This is a genomic window from Staphylococcus sp. GDY8P54P, from assembly GCF_017892645.1.
GTDB classification, from domain to species: Bacteria; Bacillota; Bacilli; order Staphylococcales; family Staphylococcaceae; genus Staphylococcus; species Staphylococcus ureilyticus.
Map to the genome: position 1 here is coordinate 37,339 of NZ_JAESLN010000009.1, position 17,524 is coordinate 54,862.

Genomic DNA, 17,524 nt, shown 5'->3' on the forward strand with positions numbered 1-17,524 from the left:
TTTGGCATAGATTCAAGGCTTTATAATATTATCTAATCGTCGCACCTTCTGCTTGTAACGCTTCTAAAATACGATCGTGTACTTCATTTACTTTATCATCAGTGAGTGTTTGTTTTGTATCTAAATATGATAAACGAAGTGCAATTGATTTTTCATCTTCTGCCACATGTTCACCTTCATATACATCAAAGACTTCTGCATTTTGTAAAATGTCGCCACCGTTATTTTTAATCACATTAACGATTTTGGCTGATGGCATCGCGCGATTAATGACTAATGCAATATCTCTCGATACACCAGGGAATCTTGGAATTGGTTGATAATTAATATAACCAACGGAAACTGACATCAACTTATCATAATTGAGTTCAAATACATAAGTTCGTTTTAAATCATAGTCGTTTTCAGTTTGTGGATGTAATTCCCCTACAAATCCAACAATTTCATTATTCAGCTTAACCAATGCAGTTCTGCCTGGATGTAATCCACTTATTTCACCAGCTTCATATTCAAATTGAACATCTAAAATTTCAGCAATACGTTCAACAACACCTTTTGCTATAAAGAAATCAATCGCTTCTTTTTTACTTTGCCAAGTATTGACAGCATAATCTCCTGTTAGTATACCACTTAAGTATTCTACTTCGTCTGGCAATTGATCTTTTCCATTGCCAAAGAATACACGGCCCAATTCATAAAGCGCAACATGATGATTACTTCGAGCAACATTATAAGACACATCATCAATAAGATGTGGAATCAAACTCTGTCTCAAAGTGGCATGAGCTTCACTCATAGGCATCAGTAATGATATCGTTGAGCGATCCTGCAATGCAAAATCAGTTGCACGTGCTTTATCTACAAGTGAATAATTAATCGCTTGGCTTAATCCAGCACCTTCTAATGTCGCTTTAACAATTCTTGTTTTTGCTTGTCTATCATTTAGTGTGCCTGGTGTTACGTGTTCAAAAACTGGTAACGTTGATGGTATTTCATCATAACCATAGATTCGAGCAATTTCTTCGATTAAATCTTCTTTTATTGTAATATCTTTACGGCGCGAAGGAACCATTACTGTCAATGTATTACCTTCTTGTGTCGTTTCAAATCCTAATTGAACAAATATCGCTTCAATATCTTCTTTAGATAATTCAAAACCAATTGTTTTGTTCACTTTTTCAACTGTGATTTCAATAGGTGTCACAAATTGACCTAGATTGCCTTCAGCTACACGATCTTGTAGTACTGTTCCACTTGCATATTGTTGTAGCAAATAACATGCTCTGTCCACGGCTTCGTCTACAAACTCGGTTGCAATACCTTTTTCAAATCGACTTGAAGCTTCACTACGTAAGTTTAGTCGTCGAGAAGTATGTCTAATTGAAACTGGGTCGAAAATCGCACCTTCAATAATGACATTTGTAGTATTTTCAGTCACCTCTGAGAAATCTCCGCCCATCACACCTGCAATTGCAATTGGAGTATTACCATTAGTAATAACAATATCGCTATCTTTTAATATTCTCTCTTGATCATCTAGTGTTGTCATTTTTTCCTCTGCCTTAGCTTGACGCACTTCTATTTGATCAGAACCAATTTGATCTTTATCAAACATATGCAACGGTTGACCATATTCTAATAATACATAATTTGAAATATCAACAACATTATTGATTGGTCGAATACCTGCTTTAATCAATCTCATTTGCATCCATTCTGGTGAAGGATGAATTTTAACATTTTTCACTATTCTAGCACTGTAATAAGGCACCTTGTCCTGATTTTGAACATTGATACTTAATTCATTTGTGGCTTGTTCATTCGTTAATTCACTTTGAGTTCCTGGCTTTTTCATTGGCACATTATAAAGTGCAGCTGTTTCATAAGCAGTACCTATCATACTTAACGCATCTGCTCTATTTGGTGTTAAATCAAATTCCATAACTTGATCATTTAAATATAAAGCAGTAAGTGCATCAGTACCAGGTTTGACATCTGAAGTAAATACATATATGCCTGATTCAAATTGCTTTGGAACAAGGTTTGGCGAAATACTTATTTCTTGTAATGAACAAATCATACCTTCCGAACGTTCACCGCGTAATTTTGCTCTTTTGATTTTTATACCTCCAGGTAAACGTCCACCTACTGTAGCTACAATGACGCTCTGCCCTGCATCAACATTTGGTGCACCACAGACAATTTGTACTGGCGCTTCTTCACCAATATCAACTTGGCATAAACTTAATTTATCTGCATCTGGATGGGGTGCTTTAGATTGAACATAGCCAACCACTAAATTTTTAATGTCTTTTGTGTAATCAATAATATCATCCACTTCAATACCTGTGCGTGTTATTTTTTCTGCAAGAACATTTACAGGTTGATTAATTGCTACAAACGACTCTAACCATTCTTTTGAAATAAACATTATAATTCACCTCTATCTTCTACCGCTTTAAATTGATCTAAGAAACGCACATCATTTGTATAAAAATGTCGTATATCTTCGATACCATACTTGAGCATCGCAATTCTATCTGGTCCCATGCCAAAAGCAAAACCTGTATATTTCGATGCATCAAATCCAGCCATTTCTAAAACATTAGGGTGAACCATACCAGCACCTAAAATTTCTATCCACCCTGTCTGTTTACAGACATTACAACCTGCTCCGCCACATTTGAAACATGATACGTCAACCTCTACAGATGGTTCAGTGAATGGGAAGTAGCTTGGGCGCAGACGAATTTCTCTGTCTTCACCAAATAGTTGTTTAGCTAACAATTCTAATGTACCTTTTAAATCGCTCATTTGAATATTTTCATCTACAACTAATCCTTCAATTTGCGTAAATTGGTGACTATGCGTTGCGTCATCAGAATCACGTCTGTAAACTTTACCAGGACATAAAATTTTCACTGGCCCTTGGCCATTACGTTGTTCCATTGTTCTTGCTTGAACCGGTGACGTATGCGTACGCATTAAGATATCTTCAGTAATATAAAAACTATCTTGCATATCTCTCGCCGGGTGTGATTTTGGCAAATTTAATGCTTCGAAATTGTAATAATCTTTTTCAACTTCATATCCATCTACAATTTCATAACCCAAACCTAAAAATAAATCTTCAATTTCCTCAATCGTTCTTGTTAACGGATGCTTAGCACCTATTGAAATTTTACGGCTAGGTAAAGTCACATCGATTTTTTCTTCTGTTAATTGTTGCTCTAATTTTGCATTTGCTAAAATCTCTCGACGTGATTCAATCTCACCTTCAATTGTTTGTCTCACTTCATTTACTTTTTGTCCGTATGCTGGTTTTTCTTCATTCGATAATTCTTTCATATGTTTCATCAAACCAGTCACAGAACCTTTTTTACCTAGATATTTGACTTTGACATATTGTAGTTCTTTTTCATTTTGAGCTTCATTTATATCTACTAATGCTTGTTGTTTAATCTCAGACATTGCCTCTGTTTGCGCCATACTTTGCCTCCTATTTAAAATCTATATTTTCAAATGATCAATAATTGCATACAAAAAAGCTTTCACCCCTTAAAACTGGGACGAAAGCTTTCCGTGGTACCACCCAAATTTATGCACACGCATACACTTGTAATCTTTGATAACGGAAATGATTTCCGACTTAAATTTCTTTAAGTAACCAAAAAGATGAAAAAAACTAATCACAGTGGATTATCTTTCAGTCTATGAATAATCTCCCTTGAACAACTGCTACTATTAGTTTACGTCTTTTTATAGGTTAATATTTTTCATTGATGTGTTTATTATATACGAAATTCATTCAAAGGGTCAACCTTTCAAATGATACAATAATATACTTCCTGCAATTGCAACATTTAAACTTTCGGCTTGACCATATATAGGAATGTTTAAATTCTGAGTCGTTTGTTTTAATAAATCAGGATTGACACCTTCTCCTTCATTTCCAAGGAGCAGTGCAAAACTTTCTTGATGCTTCACTTGATTATAAGGAATCGCATGCTCTAATGCTGTACCATAAACATTTCCATTAAAACCTTCGATAAATTCACTTAAATCTCTCGTTATAATAGGTATATGAAAAACGCTACCTTGACTTGCACGGAGTACTTTGTCTTGATAAGGATCTGCGGTTCCTTTTTCTAACACGATTAAATCGATGCCTGCTGCATCTGCAGTGCGTATTAATGTTCCCATATTTCCTGGGTCTTGTATACGATCTAGTAACAGTACTTGTTGATATGCTTTTTCCTCATAATGCACTTTTTCTATAATCGCAAAGAACCCCTGCGGCGTAACCGTACCAGACAGTGATTCTGCTACTTTTAAATTGATTTCATATACTTCTTCAACATCATTTACGAGTTGTTCATCTAATCTATCGATATCAATAGCAAATAATTGAAGGATTTTGATATTACTCTTATGTGCTTCGTCAATTAAGTGTACGCCTTCGATAAGCACATGACCTGTTTTATCTCTTTCACGTTTCTTTTTCAATTTATTTGCGTTTTTAATCTTATTGTTTTGTGCAGAAGTTATCATTTCCATAATATAGCCTCTTTATTTCAAATTTTAAATATATGTCTTATATTTGAACTTAATTGTTTGCATCTTCTAGCTAAGTCAAACTGATTTTCTAATATTATACTATCTCCACTATAACTTACCATATCACCTTTTTCAGGCAAAACATTATCAAGCAACTTACACTTATATGTTTTAGCAAATTGTGGATTGCTTTGATTCATAATTTGAAAATGTACGTGCGGTTCCATTGTGTTGCCCGAATTTCCTACTCGTGCAATTAATTGTCCACGCCTTATCTGCTCTCCGACACTGACTTCAAAGGAATTTGGTTTAAGATGCGCTATCATACTAAACTCTTTGTCCGTGTGTTTAATAATGATGTAATTACCTTCTGGATGTTTCATATTATTTTCTCCTGGTAGTGCATCTGCTATACCGTCTACGATATCTATTACAACACCATTTGCTGGAGCAATCACACTTTGATTATAACTATAATAACTTTCACAGCAATTAGGATTGCCATGATAAGTCAGATGATTTTTCACTAGAATCAGGTCTAATGCATAACGTTGATTTTTGTATGAGTAATGATGATTTACAAGCTCATTTTCACCACCAGCGTATACAAACCACGTGTCTAGAACTGGTATCGTATACCTTAATTTCGTTTCTTTATGTCTGTTTGACAAATTCATAGGAATAAGCACGAAACCAATAATTTCATGATACTTATTTAACGTCACACTAATACCAGATGTTTTCTTTACATCTAACCATATGTATTCTTCTTTATAATTGAGTTGTATATGTTTGTATAATTTATTTTTATGTCTAATTGTATTATATGATTTCAATAATCTTTCTAACTCGTGATAGGAGGAAATTTCTTGAAAATAATCACTAAACTGATTATACAACCATTCGCTGTCACTATTTTCTATTTTTTCTAATATTACTTGTGCATTTATTTCAATCATCATTTACACAACCCATCAATTGTATATAACATTACTATTAAAAATAAAAAATCGCTCATAAATTATTATATGAATAATTAATGAACGATTAATCTCGGCTAAACATTAGCCTTTAAATAAATGAAATTATTTAGATACAACTTCTTCACCTTTGTATGAACCACAGTTCTTACAAACACGGTGAGATAATTTGTATTCACCACAATTTGGGCATTCTGTCATACCAGGTACTGAAATTTTAAAATGCGTACGACGTTTATTTTTTCTTGTTTTTGACGTTCTTCTTTTTGGTACTGCCATGATATATCCTCCTTATATTCATACATTACTAAATTATTTTCAGACTCAATAATCTATTATACTATAAATTATTTAAATCCGCTATTGCTCTTCGTCATATAATTGTTGTAGTTTTTGAAGCCTAGGATCGATTTGCTCAGCTTCCTCTTCTTCAGCAAGCTCAACCGCTTGTTCCTCGTCAATAACTTCCCAACCATTACCTTCACGTAGCATCTGATCGCTATTATTTGCAAAAGCACGCATTGGCTTTTCTATAATAACAAGTTCTTCAGCAATATCTTTTAGACTAATCATGCCGTCTGTGGCATCATGATAATGCTCATCCTCTTCGTCATCACCTATATACGCGTTACCTTCCAAATCAAAAATTTCTTGTGATTTTATGTCAATTGGCACTTCGACTGGTACTAACGTACGCGCGCACGCCATCGTATAGGTTCCAGTTATATGCATATCTGCAATGACTTCATTTGATTTGACAGTTAGTTCACCCTCAACATCAATATCAGATAAATCTATTAAATCTAATGATTTTACTAAATGATCAAAATTCACCGTTTGATGGAACTCAAATGGTTTATCTTGGAATTTTCTTAATTGTGTTATTGACCATTTCATATGGCTTCACCTCTAACAAGCACAAAATTTATTTTAACTTTATAGACAAAAGTTGTCAAGATTTTTTCTTAACACAAATTAATCTGATACAATATCTATAATGAATTCTGAAAGGGAGAATTGCAAATGAAAAGCGTTGCACTAGTCACTGAATATAATCCTTTCCACAATGGTCACTTATACCATGCCCAGACATCAAAGTCAATAACTGCTTCTGAAATATCTATAGCCATTATGAGTGGTAATTTTGTTATGAGAGGTCAACCTGCCATATATAATAAATTTACACGTACTCGAATGGCATTGAGTGCAGTGGATTTAGTCATTGAATTACCAGCGGTAGCTGCATTATCAGCAGGCCAATATTTTGCAGAAACAGCTGTCCAAATAGCGAGTTACGTTGATGCAGATCATCTATCATTTGGTAGTGAATCAGGTGACATCGATTCATTTCATGAATTGCTACAAAATATCTCTAAAATAGAACAATCGCCTGAATTTATTAAGAAACTAAAAGAAGGCAAAAGTTATCCAAGAATATTAAGTGAACTTTTAAACAATCATACATTATTATCTTCACCCAATAATACATTAGGTATTTCTTATATGCGAGCGATTCAAAAGTTAGCACCTCATATCAAACCTTGGACGATACCAAGAGAAAGCAGTCACCACCATGATTCCAATATTTCAAATTTAGATTTCGCTAGTGGCACTTCCATTCGCAATGCAATACAAGCCCATAACGACCAATGGAAATCAGTTGTTCCCGACTCAATACAACAGCTCTATCAAGAACCACAAGCAACTGTAGAAGATACGTTTCCATATATTAAATATGCTGTTTTAAGTCATACGCCACAATCTCTGAAAAATATCTATACGATGTCCGAAGGATTAGAAAATCGCATATTAGATAAAATTAGATATGCTACATCATTCGAGCATTTCATGTCACTTATTAAAACAAAAAGGTATACTTATACGCATATACAGCGTATTTTAATGAATGTTTTACTAAACTTTCAACAAAACCATAAACATAACGCTGTAAATGCAGTGCACATTCTTGGTATGTCAGCAAAGGGTCAACAATATTTAAAATACTTAAAACAAAAATTTCCAGAACGTCATTTTATTACGCAAATAAATCAACAAAACGCGCATTTATTTGAACGAGAAATCCATTCAACAAATATTTATAATTTGCTCACACACCATACAGAAACAGATTTCAATACACATGTCATACGTACTGAAAATGACTGAATGCTAATCAAAACAATTAAAACAAGATCCTAGTATTGGAGCCTGTAACCAAATTTTTAGAATTTTATTTACAGGCTTTATATATAGCGTTATTTTTATTATTTAGCTTAATTTTCAATAGTAGTATCTCATAGGTATTTTCAGTAATAATGGTAATTAATTACCTACATTTTGACTTTTATCAAAATAAATCCGTTTGTCTCATTTAGTTTTCGTATTTATAGCGTACGAAAATGACTGATGTCTATATTAAACAGCTCGAATCAACACTATGTATATAATTCAATTAGTTTCTGTTCATCGACATCATATGATAAATCTACAAAATAGTCGAGTTGCCAATTTTGAGTAAGTTTTGCAGTTTTGTTTAAGTCTTTTTCCCAACTTGGATAAACACGAAAAGCCATCTTCCCTTTTTGCTTTTCAGAACTTAAAATATTTTTGCGCATAAGAATTTCTTTTTGAAAAATGAATTGTCCTTTTTTCACTCCATCTAATATATTAATAACTAATTTATCTTCCATCTCATCATAATTAAAAGGTACGTTGTTTCCATGATCATTTTTACGCCATATCGCAACAAAATAGCCGTGTTTCTTTGGTGTTTTTTTAGCTAATCTACTTTTAAAAGTGACGTGATTAAACATAAAATTGATAGCTTCATATGCTTGATTCCAGTTTTCAATATTTAAGGCTTCAAACGAAAAGGCTAATTTCGTTTCTTTTAATTTATTAAATAGTGAGTTCGAATTATTATTAATGGTTATCATCCTTTTGATAGGAATTTTTCATCACAGGTGTACATTGTTGACTTTCTCTCTGTTGCTCGAAAGCATAAGAACCACTAACCCAACAAGTTGGGATGTGTATTTTGGATTACTTGAGCTTCTGCTCATGCATAAGAACCACTAACCCAACAAGTTGGGAAGTGTATTTTGGATTACCTGAGCTTCTGCTCATGCATAAGAACCACTAACCCAACAAGTTGAGAAGTGTATTTTGGATTACTTGAGCTTCTGCTCATGCATAAGAACCACTAACCCAACAAGTTGGGAAGTGTATTTTGGATTACTTGAGCTTCTGCTCATGCATAAGAACCACTAACCCAACAAGTTGGGAAGTGGTTCTTTATCATTTCTTAAACTTTTCATTCAATGCTTTTTCAACATGTTCTGGTACAAAATCGGATACATTAGCCTTATATGCAGCCACTTCTTTCACTACACTGGAACTAATAAAGGAATAATTTGTACTTGTCATCATGTACATCGTTTCTACATTACTATTTAACTTTTTGTTCATTGAAGTCAATCTCAATTCATATTCAAAATCGCTTACAGCTCTCAAACCTCTAATAATTGTTTGCGCACCAATTTCATCACAAAAATCTACAAGTAATCCATTAAAATGATGTACTGTAACATTATCAAGGTGTTTTACAGATGCTTCTATTAACTCAATGCGCTCATCGACTGAAAAAGTGCCCGACTTGTTGTTATTTTTCAAAACACAAATGTGCAATTCATCAAAGCGATCGGCACTCCTATCAATGATGTCAATATGACCATATGTAATTGGATCAAAACTTCCTGGAATCACTGCTTTAGTTGTAGACATTTTAATCTCCTTTTTCTAATAACAAAGTGTCTGTTAATCCATAGTGATATCTTTTAATCACATGAAATGATTTTGTATCAATCTCTTCTTTATGATTGAACTCACAAACGATAATACCATTTTCTTTTAATAAATTAAACTTTATAATTCCGTCTAACGCTTCATCAATTAATCCCTTATCATAAGGTGGGTCTAAAAATATAACATCAAATTGTATTTCTCTTTTTGAAAGTGCTTTAAGTGCTCTATCTGCATTATTTTTATAAACTTCCGCTTGTTCATCAATGTTTAAATGTTGAAGGTTCGCTTTGATAATTTTTATTGCTTTGAAATTTTGATCTACAAAAATCACTTTTTCCATTCCTCGAGACAATGCTTCAATACCCAAGGCACCACTTCCGGCAAATAAATCTAACCCAATGCCTGATACTTCGTGTAGACTGTTAAAAATTCCTTCCTTAACTTTGTCCATCGTAGGCCGAGTGTTACGACCTTCCATACTTTCTAGTGGTTTACTTTTATGGATTCCAGAAATCACTCTCATTGAGAAACACTTCCATTCTTTAAGTTATTTTTATATAATACATACTGCATGAAAGGAGGGGCAAAATGAAACAAGCCTTTATACAATTGGGCGAGGGCCTTACAGACTTATTTGAATTTACAACGCTCATTGAATACAATCACGCACGAATCGAGCATATCGTTTACTTCCACACCCCTACTTTTGATAAACAATTATCTTCAGTGGCTATTATTATGAAACCTACTCAAGGTCAACATTTTCAGGCGATGTATATTATGGTAAATGCAGTTAAATATCCGTATCCGCATTCGAATAAAAAATTCAATTTAATTAATGAACAAGCAGCACGCTTCAACATTGATGTGAAAGAAATTGATGTGCAACCACCCGAGCATTTTCATTCCAACAGTATTTATTTCAATTATTTAATCAGTGTATTGAGACTTCAACGATGGATACCACCATTACAATAGTCTTAAATAAAACAAAGTCACGTAGTTATATTTAAAGCTAATGTGACTTTGTTTGTTAATAAAAAATATTTAAATTTAATACAATCACGAAAATTCATGTTGTTCTTTTGGATACTCTTTTTTAAGATATTTATAAGGAGAACCTGCTATATGTTTTACATATTTTAAGTTCATCAGTTTGTTTACAATAGCGTCAGCCTCTTCTTCATTTATATACATAATAACATAACGTTGTAACTTATTCGTACTGACTATATGTCCAAATTTTCTAATTTGGCGTTCGTGTTTCATATGTTTTAAATATATAACTAAACTTGTTCTAGATACAATATTCATACTATCATCACTCCATTTATTAGCCACTTTATAATATCATGCCTAATTCTATTAATAAATAACAATTATTTTGAACAATAGCTAACATTTGCTATATTACTGTATATACTCAAATCAAGGAGGATTTGCGCATGACAACAATAAACAAATTAATAAAAGGTGCATTTTTAGGTACGGTTGGTTTAGTAGGTAGTGTTATTTTCTTTTCTAAATATAAAGCTAAACCTACGAACCAAGAAGTTCCAGCTTTTTTCTCTAAGCCTGCACCGTACATTTTCGCACATCGTGGTGGTATGGCAGTAAAACCTGAGCTAACAAAACTCGCATTTGACAATGCTTTATCACATCACGTAGACGGATTCGAAATTGACGTGAGATTGACTAAAGATCAACAATTAGTGGTTTTTCATGATGCAGATGTTGATCGTACAACAAATGGCTCTGGAAAAGTAGCAACACATACTTTAACTGAATTAAAACAACTAGACGCAGGTTATCATTTCAAGGATTTAAACGGCTCAACACCTTATCGTAATCATCCTGACGCTAAAATACTGACTTTTGATGAATTATTAACATTATATCCTAACACACTGATAAATGTTGATCTTAAAGATGATTCACAAAGTAATCTAGGTAAATTAGCACCTAAAATAATTTACGATATCATTGTTAAAAACCACGCGCAAAATCGAGTTTTAGTTACTAGTTTTCAAAGCGATCAAATTAATTTGTTCAAAAAAGAAAGCAACCATACAATAGCGATTGGCGCAAGCCAAAATGAAGTGGCAGAAGGCTTCTTAAAATTCAAATCAGGTTTAGGTAACACGTTTAAACCACAAGCACATACATTTCAAATGCCAGTGAATTTTAATGGTATTAAATTGACTTCTCCTAGATTTATTCAGTGGTTAAATGAACGTAACATCGTTCCAGGCTTTTATGGCATTAACAATTTAGATTTAATGAATGATTTAGTTAAAACTGGGGTGCATACGTTAGTCACTGATAGACCTGATTTAGCAGAACGTTTTAAAAACACCTATCGAAATAAATAATTATACAAAAGCTGGGTCACTACAAGTGCCCAGCTTTTATATGAATTAACACTACAGCGTTGATTTGCTATAAAGAACAGCTACAAGAACCACCTGTAGCACAACCACTTGCATCTTTTTGGAAAAATGGATTGCCAGTTTCTATCTTTACATTTTCAGATACAGCATAAGCTATTTTCACGATAACCTCATCTATTAAGTTTTGTAATGCAACCTCTTTTTGTTTGTAATCCATAACTACAGGTAGCATTTCATAAGCACGTTTACGTTTACGTGTTTCTAACATCACTTTTTGGTAATCTGGATGATATTTACCAAATCTCATGATTTCATCATATTGTTCTTTTGATTTTAAAAAGGCTTGATAGAGTAAATGTGCTTCATCGTTTTCTTGTAAATTTTGTTCTGCTTTTTTAAATGAATGATATAATCGTGAATCAAGTATTTTATCACTTAAATGCTCAATATCATCAAGAATATTCACCGTTTCTTCTGTTATCATAATAATCTCTCCTACTTATCTTCAATGAAAATAATTGTATAATATCCGTTTGACACTTCGCCGCCAACTTCATTGTATTTAGAATTTAACATCCTTGATCTATGAATATCAGAGTTTAACCAACTGTGGATTAAAGTTGGTACTTCGTTAAAATCATAACCCACATTTTGACTAGTGGAAACAAAAGAAATATTTTGTTCATTCAGCTTTTGTTTTAATGCATCTTCTGTGAATTCTACACTGTCAGTATCAATAGCTTCGTATAAATTGTATGATGCGATATGAGCTACGTCATTGTTGATTTTTAAAGGTTTTGCATCTTTTAATTTACGCATTTCATTAGTTATTTCATAAAGTGTCATCAATTGATTTGCATTCTGTTCATATGGTATTTTTTTATAATTATTTTTCACCTTTTTATCTTCTTGTGCAGTTATCATTTGATAAGGTTTAAATGCCATTAATGCTTCACTATCTAAATATCTTACACCTACGATTTCGTTAGCTTGTTGATCAATATATATTTGTGCATAAACATCATTAAATTTAATTAATGTCTGTGTTTTCATATCTGAATCAGAAAGTTCTATTTCATACGTTTTGCCATTAGCTTTAATCGTCGGTTCCGGATTGATACTGTACTTTTCGAAAACATGAGATGCATTGTCACCAATTTCTACCGGATTAGCGTTAGCATTTTTACCAGTGGCATACACAGATTTAATCTTATTTTTTTTAGTTGTTACAAGATAATATTGATCTTTTTGTTTAAAGACGTAGTTTTTAAAACCACCTTTATATGCATACACTCTATCAGCTTGTCCATAATTTTCAGTTAAATTATGTAAATCTTGTCCAATCCAAGTACCCACACCTTTTTTAAGCTTTGGATTTTCAACATTTGTTTTTGTGTTTCGAAAATCTTTATTTTGTGTTGTTTTTGACGTATCTTTATTAGGATTTTCTAAAACATCGAATTTCAAACGCGGTGAGTAAAATAAATAAATTATAAAACAAATCAATACTAATACACCAATAACTTTAATTATCAGTTTCTTCATCGCTCATCCACCTACATTATTCTTTGGTTTATTGTACATGTTTATAACAGATACAAGCAAGGCATGTCCTCAAATTTATTGATTTGTAATCATCCCTTTACATTTTCATCATAGATTATCTTAACACGACTTAATAGACAATAAAATTTTGGGTATAAAATAAATAAAGGGGTGACAAAAATGTCAATCATTCGTATTCACGGTGCGAAACAAAATAATTTGAAAGATATTTCCGTAGATATACCAAAACATAAAATTTCTGTATTCACTGGTCGTTCTGGTTCAGGTAAGTCATCATTAGTCTTCAATACAATTGCTGCCGAATCTGAACGTTTACTTAACGAAACATATTCTACATATATACAAAACCAATTAAAACAATATAGTAAACCAAACGTAGACTTAATAGAACACTTACCCGTAGCTATGATTATCAATCAAAAAAGATTAGGGGGAAATTCACGTTCAACTGTAGGTACAATTTCTGATATATATGCTTCAGTCCGTTTATTATGGTCACGTATCGGTACACCTTTTGTAGGATATTCTGATATCTTTTCTTTTAATAACCCAAAAGGTATGTGCGAAACATGCTCTGGCCTTGGATACATAGAAGATATTAACTTAGAAGAGTTATTAGATTTTGAAAAATCTTTAAATGAAGATGCAATCCGTTTCCCTTCTTTCAGACCGGATAGTTGGCGTGGTAAACGTTATTTATATTCAGGTTTATTTGATAATGACAAGAAATTAAAGCATTATACTAAAGAAGAATTGGATACTTTGTTATACACGAAACCTACCAAATTGAAAAATCCTCCTGAAAACTGGCCAAAAACTGCAAAATTCGAAGGGCTGATTCATCGATTCAGACGTTCATTTTTATTAAATGATAATTTCGAAAAAAATAAATTCAAAAATGATATTGAAAGAGTTGTGACGTCACAAAAATGTCCGACATGTGATGGCAAGAGATTAAATCAAAATGTATTAAAATCTAAAATTAACGGCTTAGATATTGCTGATTTCACACACTTATCTATTGATGATGCGATGCATTTCATAAAAAAACTAGAATCTAGTAAAGCACAATTTATAATTAACCCTTTGCTAAAGCAATTAGAATCTCTTAGTTATATCGGTCTTAACTATCTTACTTTGGATCGTGAAACGAAGACCCTGTCAGGTGGAGAGTCTCAACGTATTAAACTTATCAGACATCTAAATAGTCCTTTAAGTGACCTAGTTTATATCATTGATGAACCGAGTGTCGGGCTACATCCTGAGGATATTCAAAAAATAAATGAAATTATTCAATCGCTTAAAAACAAAGGTAACACAGTTCTAGTTGTAGAGCATGACCCTGACGTTATCAAAATCGCTGATCACATCATAGATTTAGGACCTTATGCCGGAAAAAATGGCGGTGAAATTATTTTCACTGGTAGTTATTCTAGTCTGTTATCATCAAATTCTAGTACTGGACAAGCACTAAAGAAAAAACACAAATTAAAATCAAAAGTAAGACCAACTCATGCGTTTATTAACTTAAACCATATGACGCAAAACAATTTAAAGGATATTTCAGCGCGTATTCCTAAACATGCAATGACTGTGGTAACCGGTGTAGCTGGCTCTGGCAAGAGCACACTTATACACGGGGGCTTAAAAAATAATACTGATGCTATTATTATTGATCAAAAACCGGTGCACGCTTCAAGTCGTTCTCATTTATTAACATATCTTGATATATTTGAAGACGTTCGTAACTATTTCAGTAATCATACAGGCTTAAAGAAATCATTATTCAGTTACAACTCTGAAGGCGCTTGTCCTGAGTGTCATGGCAAAGGCGTGTTAAAAACTGAGCTTGCGTTTATGCCAGACTTCACTCAAATTTGTAATGTATGTGGAGGTAAAAGATATAAACCTGAAGTATTAAGTGCAACGATTGCAGGCTATTCAATAGCAGATATATTAAACTTAACGGTGGATGAAGCGTTAGATTTCTTCCATACAAATAGGTCTATTGCAGAACCTTTACAATCATTGAAGGCAACTGGCTTAAATTATATGAGTTTAGGTCAAACACTTGATACACTTTCTGGTGGTGAAATACAACGTGTTAAACTCAGCAAGTATTTAACACACACTGTAAGCGGCCATATCTTTGTATTTGATGAGCCTACCACTGGTTTACATGAAGATGATATACCAATTATTTTAGCTAGTTTTGATAATTTAATTGAGCAAGGGAACACTGTGATAATCATTGAACATAATTTAACAATGATGACGCATGCGGATTGGATTATAGATATTGGTCCATATGCTGGAAATAAAGGTGGCAAATTACTATATCAAGGGAAACCGGATGGTCTATTAACAAACACTGCTTCTGTTACAGCAAAACACTTAAATAGATATTTATCTTAGGTTAAGATGCTTCTACACTTAATTCATATTTTCACATTTTTATTAATATAAAATAAATCCAAATGTATCTGTAACCTTTAAATAAAAATAACCTGCGACACAAAAGTGTCGCAGGTTATTTTTAGATATAATCAATATTTTAGCTAGATTAGTCTCTCGCATCCTTAGCTAAGTATATTTATAAAACCGAAAGTTGCTTTCAATAATGATGTCGTTTCTCCGCCTGGATATAATACATAGAGTAGTACATAAACCATCACGCCTGTGATAGCAGTACAAAACCAAACAATTGATGCAATTGGTCCTACAAATCTGTGAAGTTTAAACTTGTCTTTGAACGCAGTGATAATTTGGAAAAGTCCCAATAACCCACCAATGGTAGCTAAATTGATATGAAAAATTAAGAATATTGTATAATAAATCTTAATTGATTCTGGACCGCCAAAAGCAGTATTACCAATAAATATCGTTCTCGAAGCATAAATAATAAAAAACGTTAGCGCAAATACGGCAGCAAGCAACATAAATTTTTTATGACTTTCGATTTCTCTTTTCCATATTTTACGCCATCCGATTGCAATAAGGATTGCGCTTATCACTATACATGTTGTGCTAATTGTAGGTAAGATTGGTAAATTCATAAATTCCATCCTTATTAATATTTATTAGAACATTTTAATTAATGAAACAACAACAACGAGTACGAAGAAAACTACTAAATAGTTTAAAGAATAAATAAACATTTTTGTTGCCCATTTTGTTTGATCTGAATCTTTTTTAAAACTAGTTAAACCTAAATATAACCAGCCTAAGTTTAATAACGTAGCTAATACCATAAACGTTGTACCAAGATCACTCAATAATAATGGCAATGGTAATAACAATATTAGCCATATAAACATACTCACTCTCGTGCGTTTGAAACCTTTAACAGAAGGTAACATCGGAATATTTGCCAAGCTATATTCATCTTTACGTTTTATTGCCAATGCATAAAAATGTACTGGTTGCCAACAAAATATTACTAAGAATAGCGCTACAGCAATTATACTAATATTACTCTCGATAGCTGTCCAACCTATTAACGGTGGTACAGCACCAGGAAAACTCCCAATTACTGTATTCCAAACTGTATGACGTTTAGACCAAATTGAATAAAATGACACATAGCCAACGATACCTAACAATCCAATTACACCGGATGGTATATTTAAAGCAAATAATAATGCTTCCCCTACGAGCATCATTCCAAAACTAAGTAATAATAAATTTCTATTTGAAATTTTCCCATTAACTGAAGGTCTTTGCTGTTTACTTGGCATGATACTGTCAATATCTTGATCATAGTAATTATTTAAAGCGCATGCGCCCCCCATAATTAATGTCGAACCTACCAACATCATTAAAATCTGTGGTATTGACGAGAGGAAGGAATGATTTGCCAACACAATTGCAAGCCATGAACCGGCAAACGCTGGAATTAAATTGCCCTGTACTAGTCCCATCTTAATAATTTGTTGTAACTCTTTAAACGTTACACGACTAGAATTATGCGACAAAGTTTGTTCTTTGTTCATAATTTCCCTCCTAAATTTTCCATATAATACAATGATATATCAATTTAAGGTCATTGACTACATTTATACAAAGTTATTTGTGACACTTTATCGACATTCACAAATAGTCATTTTTGTGACACAATTAGAAGTGTATTTCTTGTTATAATAATAATTAAGTTTTATTTAAAAATAAAGAAGTAAATGTAAAGAGTCTTTGGTTTACAGTATAATGGTTTTTATCATTTGAGCTGAA

Annotated in this window: 18 protein-coding genes; 4 read left to right on the top strand and 14 right to left on the bottom strand. The window is 32.7% G+C overall.

Annotated elements, in window-relative coordinates:
- Positions 1-28: 28 nt before the first annotated feature.
- From pheT to KA883_RS03960, 6 genes are all read right to left on the bottom strand, one after another.
- The gene (gene pheT / locus KA883_RS03935; RefSeq protein WP_210139874.1) at positions 29-2,431 is read right to left on the bottom strand and encodes a phenylalanine--tRNA ligase subunit beta; all 2,403 of its coding nucleotides are present in this window, start codon (positions 2,429-2,431) and stop codon (positions 29-31) included.
- Complete coding sequence (gene pheS, locus KA883_RS03940) at positions 2,431-3,489, bottom strand: phenylalanine--tRNA ligase subunit alpha (RefSeq protein ID WP_046207841.1); 1,059 nt, start codon at positions 3,487-3,489, stop codon at positions 2,431-2,433. The genes pheT and pheS overlap by 1 nt, the downstream gene beginning before the upstream one ends.
- Before the next feature lie 327 nt (positions 3,490-3,816).
- Positions 3,817-4,557, bottom strand: coding sequence for a TrmH family RNA methyltransferase (locus KA883_RS03945; RefSeq protein WP_046207842.1), 741 nt, complete (start codon positions 4,555-4,557; stop codon positions 3,817-3,819).
- 17 nt (positions 4,558-4,574) lie between these two features.
- Positions 4,575-5,519, bottom strand: a complete 945-nt coding sequence (locus tag KA883_RS03950) for a M23 family metallopeptidase (protein ID WP_080937831.1) — start codon at positions 5,517-5,519, stop codon at positions 4,575-4,577.
- Between the two features lie 123 nt (positions 5,520-5,642).
- Positions 5,643-5,816: a 50S ribosomal protein L32 gene (rpmF, locus tag KA883_RS03955; protein WP_019469283.1), complete on the bottom strand. Its 174-nt coding sequence runs from the start codon at positions 5,814-5,816 to the stop codon at positions 5,643-5,645.
- 81 nt (positions 5,817-5,897) lie between these two features.
- On the bottom strand, positions 5,898-6,434 hold the full coding sequence (locus tag KA883_RS03960) for a YceD family protein (RefSeq protein WP_210139875.1): 537 nt from the start codon (positions 6,432-6,434) through the stop codon (positions 5,898-5,900).
- Between the two features lie 126 nt (positions 6,435-6,560).
- On the opposite strand from KA883_RS03960, the gene KA883_RS03965 reads away from it, so the two are divergent.
- Positions 6,561-7,703 carry a nucleotidyltransferase gene (locus KA883_RS03965; RefSeq protein ID WP_046207844.1) on the top strand — a complete coding sequence of 381 codons (1,143 nt, stop codon included), beginning with the start codon at positions 6,561-6,563 and terminating at the stop codon, positions 7,701-7,703.
- 269 nt (positions 7,704-7,972) lie between these two features.
- On the opposite strand, the gene KA883_RS03970 is transcribed toward KA883_RS03965, so the two are convergent.
- The 3 genes from KA883_RS03970 to rsmD form a co-directional block, all read right to left on the bottom strand.
- Positions 7,973-8,473, bottom strand: a complete 501-nt coding sequence (locus KA883_RS03970; protein ID WP_046207845.1) for a MepB family protein — start codon at positions 8,471-8,473, stop codon at positions 7,973-7,975.
- A gap of 361 nt (positions 8,474-8,834) precedes the next feature.
- Complete coding sequence (gene coaD, locus KA883_RS03975) at positions 8,835-9,320, bottom strand: pantetheine-phosphate adenylyltransferase (protein ID WP_019469279.1); 486 nt, start codon at positions 9,318-9,320, stop codon at positions 8,835-8,837.
- Position 9,321: 1 nt separating this feature from the next.
- Positions 9,322-9,864, bottom strand: coding sequence for a 16S rRNA (guanine(966)-N(2))-methyltransferase RsmD (rsmD, locus tag KA883_RS03980; protein ID WP_046207846.1), 543 nt, complete (start codon positions 9,862-9,864; stop codon positions 9,322-9,324).
- Positions 9,865-9,929: 65 nt separating this feature from the next.
- Here rsmD and KA883_RS03985 point away from each other — a divergent pair, with 65 nt between their 5' ends.
- Positions 9,930-10,319: a DUF7147 family protein gene (locus KA883_RS03985; RefSeq protein ID WP_046207847.1), complete on the top strand. Its 390-nt coding sequence runs from the start codon at positions 9,930-9,932 to the stop codon at positions 10,317-10,319.
- 84 nt (positions 10,320-10,403) lie between these two features.
- Here the strand turns inward: KA883_RS03985 and KA883_RS03990 are convergent, their stop codons facing one another.
- On the bottom strand, positions 10,404-10,655 hold the full coding sequence (locus KA883_RS03990; RefSeq protein ID WP_046207848.1) for a YlbG family protein: 252 nt from the start codon (positions 10,653-10,655) through the stop codon (positions 10,404-10,406).
- 131 nt (positions 10,656-10,786) lie between these two features.
- Between KA883_RS03990 and KA883_RS03995 the strand changes: the two genes are divergently transcribed.
- On the top strand, positions 10,787-11,713 hold the full coding sequence (locus KA883_RS03995) for a glycerophosphodiester phosphodiesterase family protein (RefSeq protein ID WP_046207849.1): 927 nt from the start codon (positions 10,787-10,789) through the stop codon (positions 11,711-11,713).
- A 67-nt stretch (positions 11,714-11,780) separates the two neighbouring features.
- Here KA883_RS03995 and KA883_RS04000 read toward each other — a convergent pair whose 3' ends face one another.
- Both KA883_RS04000 and KA883_RS04005 read right to left on the bottom strand, forming a co-directional pair.
- Positions 11,781-12,215 carry a YlbF/YmcA family competence regulator gene (locus KA883_RS04000; RefSeq protein WP_046207850.1) on the bottom strand — a complete coding sequence of 145 codons (435 nt, stop codon included), beginning with the start codon at positions 12,213-12,215 and terminating at the stop codon, positions 11,781-11,783.
- An 11-nt stretch (positions 12,216-12,226) separates the two neighbouring features.
- Positions 12,227-13,276 carry a CAP-associated domain-containing protein gene (locus KA883_RS04005; protein ID WP_046207851.1) on the bottom strand — a complete coding sequence of 350 codons (1,050 nt, stop codon included), beginning with the start codon at positions 13,274-13,276 and terminating at the stop codon, positions 12,227-12,229.
- Between the two features lie 180 nt (positions 13,277-13,456).
- Here KA883_RS04005 and KA883_RS04010 point away from each other — a divergent pair, with 180 nt between their 5' ends.
- Positions 13,457-15,712 carry an ATP-binding cassette domain-containing protein gene (locus tag KA883_RS04010; protein ID WP_046207852.1) on the top strand — a complete coding sequence of 752 codons (2,256 nt, stop codon included), beginning with the start codon at positions 13,457-13,459 and terminating at the stop codon, positions 15,710-15,712.
- 164 nt (positions 15,713-15,876) lie between these two features.
- On the opposite strand, the gene KA883_RS04015 is transcribed toward KA883_RS04010, so the two are convergent.
- Together KA883_RS04015 and cyoE are read right to left on the bottom strand one after the other, a co-directional pair.
- A complete protein-coding gene (locus tag KA883_RS04015; RefSeq protein ID WP_046207853.1) occupies positions 15,877-16,353 on the bottom strand; it encodes a DUF420 domain-containing protein in 477 nt (158 codons plus the stop codon).
- Between the two features lie 24 nt (positions 16,354-16,377).
- Complete coding sequence (cyoE, locus tag KA883_RS04020) at positions 16,378-17,289, bottom strand: heme o synthase (protein ID WP_046207854.1); 912 nt, start codon at positions 17,287-17,289, stop codon at positions 16,378-16,380.
- Positions 17,290-17,524: the final 235 nt, after the last annotated feature.

Bases quoted from the DNA above. Each gene is read 5' to 3' on its own strand.
- pheT (WP_210139874.1), bottom strand. From the start codon at position 2,431: ATGTTTATTTCAAAAGAATGGTTAGAGTCGTTTGTAGCAATTAATCAA.
- pheS (WP_046207841.1), bottom strand. From the start codon at position 3,489: ATGGCGCAAACAGAGGCAATGTCTGAGATTAAACAACAAGCATTAGTA.
- KA883_RS03945 (WP_046207842.1), bottom strand. From the start codon at position 4,557: ATGGAAATGATAACTTCTGCACAAAACAATAAGATTAAAAACGCAAAT.
- KA883_RS03950 (WP_080937831.1), bottom strand. From the start codon at position 5,519: ATGATGATTGAAATAAATGCACAAGTAATATTAGAAAAAATAGAAAAT.
- rpmF (WP_019469283.1), bottom strand. From the start codon at position 5,816: ATGGCAGTACCAAAAAGAAGAACGTCAAAAACAAGAAAAAATAAACGT.
- KA883_RS03960 (WP_210139875.1), bottom strand. From the start codon at position 6,434: ATGAAATGGTCAATAACACAATTAAGAAAATTCCAAGATAAACCATTT.
- KA883_RS03965 (WP_046207844.1), top strand. From the start codon at position 6,561: ATGAAAAGCGTTGCACTAGTCACTGAATATAATCCTTTCCACAATGGT.
- KA883_RS03970 (WP_046207845.1), bottom strand. From the start codon at position 8,473: ATGATAACCATTAATAATAATTCGAACTCACTATTTAATAAATTAAAA.
- coaD (WP_019469279.1), bottom strand. From the start codon at position 9,320: ATGTCTACAACTAAAGCAGTGATTCCAGGAAGTTTTGATCCAATTACA.
- rsmD (WP_046207846.1), bottom strand. From the start codon at position 9,864: ATGAGAGTGATTTCTGGAATCCATAAAAGTAAACCACTAGAAAGTATG.
- KA883_RS03985 (WP_046207847.1), top strand. From the start codon at position 9,930: ATGAAACAAGCCTTTATACAATTGGGCGAGGGCCTTACAGACTTATTT.
- KA883_RS03990 (WP_046207848.1), bottom strand. From the start codon at position 10,655: ATGAATATTGTATCTAGAACAAGTTTAGTTATATATTTAAAACATATG.
- KA883_RS03995 (WP_046207849.1), top strand. From the start codon at position 10,787: ATGACAACAATAAACAAATTAATAAAAGGTGCATTTTTAGGTACGGTT.
- KA883_RS04000 (WP_046207850.1), bottom strand. From the start codon at position 12,215: ATGATAACAGAAGAAACGGTGAATATTCTTGATGATATTGAGCATTTA.
- KA883_RS04005 (WP_046207851.1), bottom strand. From the start codon at position 13,276: ATGAAGAAACTGATAATTAAAGTTATTGGTGTATTAGTATTGATTTGT.
- KA883_RS04010 (WP_046207852.1), top strand. From the start codon at position 13,457: ATGTCAATCATTCGTATTCACGGTGCGAAACAAAATAATTTGAAAGAT.
- KA883_RS04015 (WP_046207853.1), bottom strand. From the start codon at position 16,353: ATGAATTTACCAATCTTACCTACAATTAGCACAACATGTATAGTGATA.
- cyoE (WP_046207854.1), bottom strand. From the start codon at position 17,289: ATGAACAAAGAACAAACTTTGTCGCATAATTCTAGTCGTGTAACGTTT.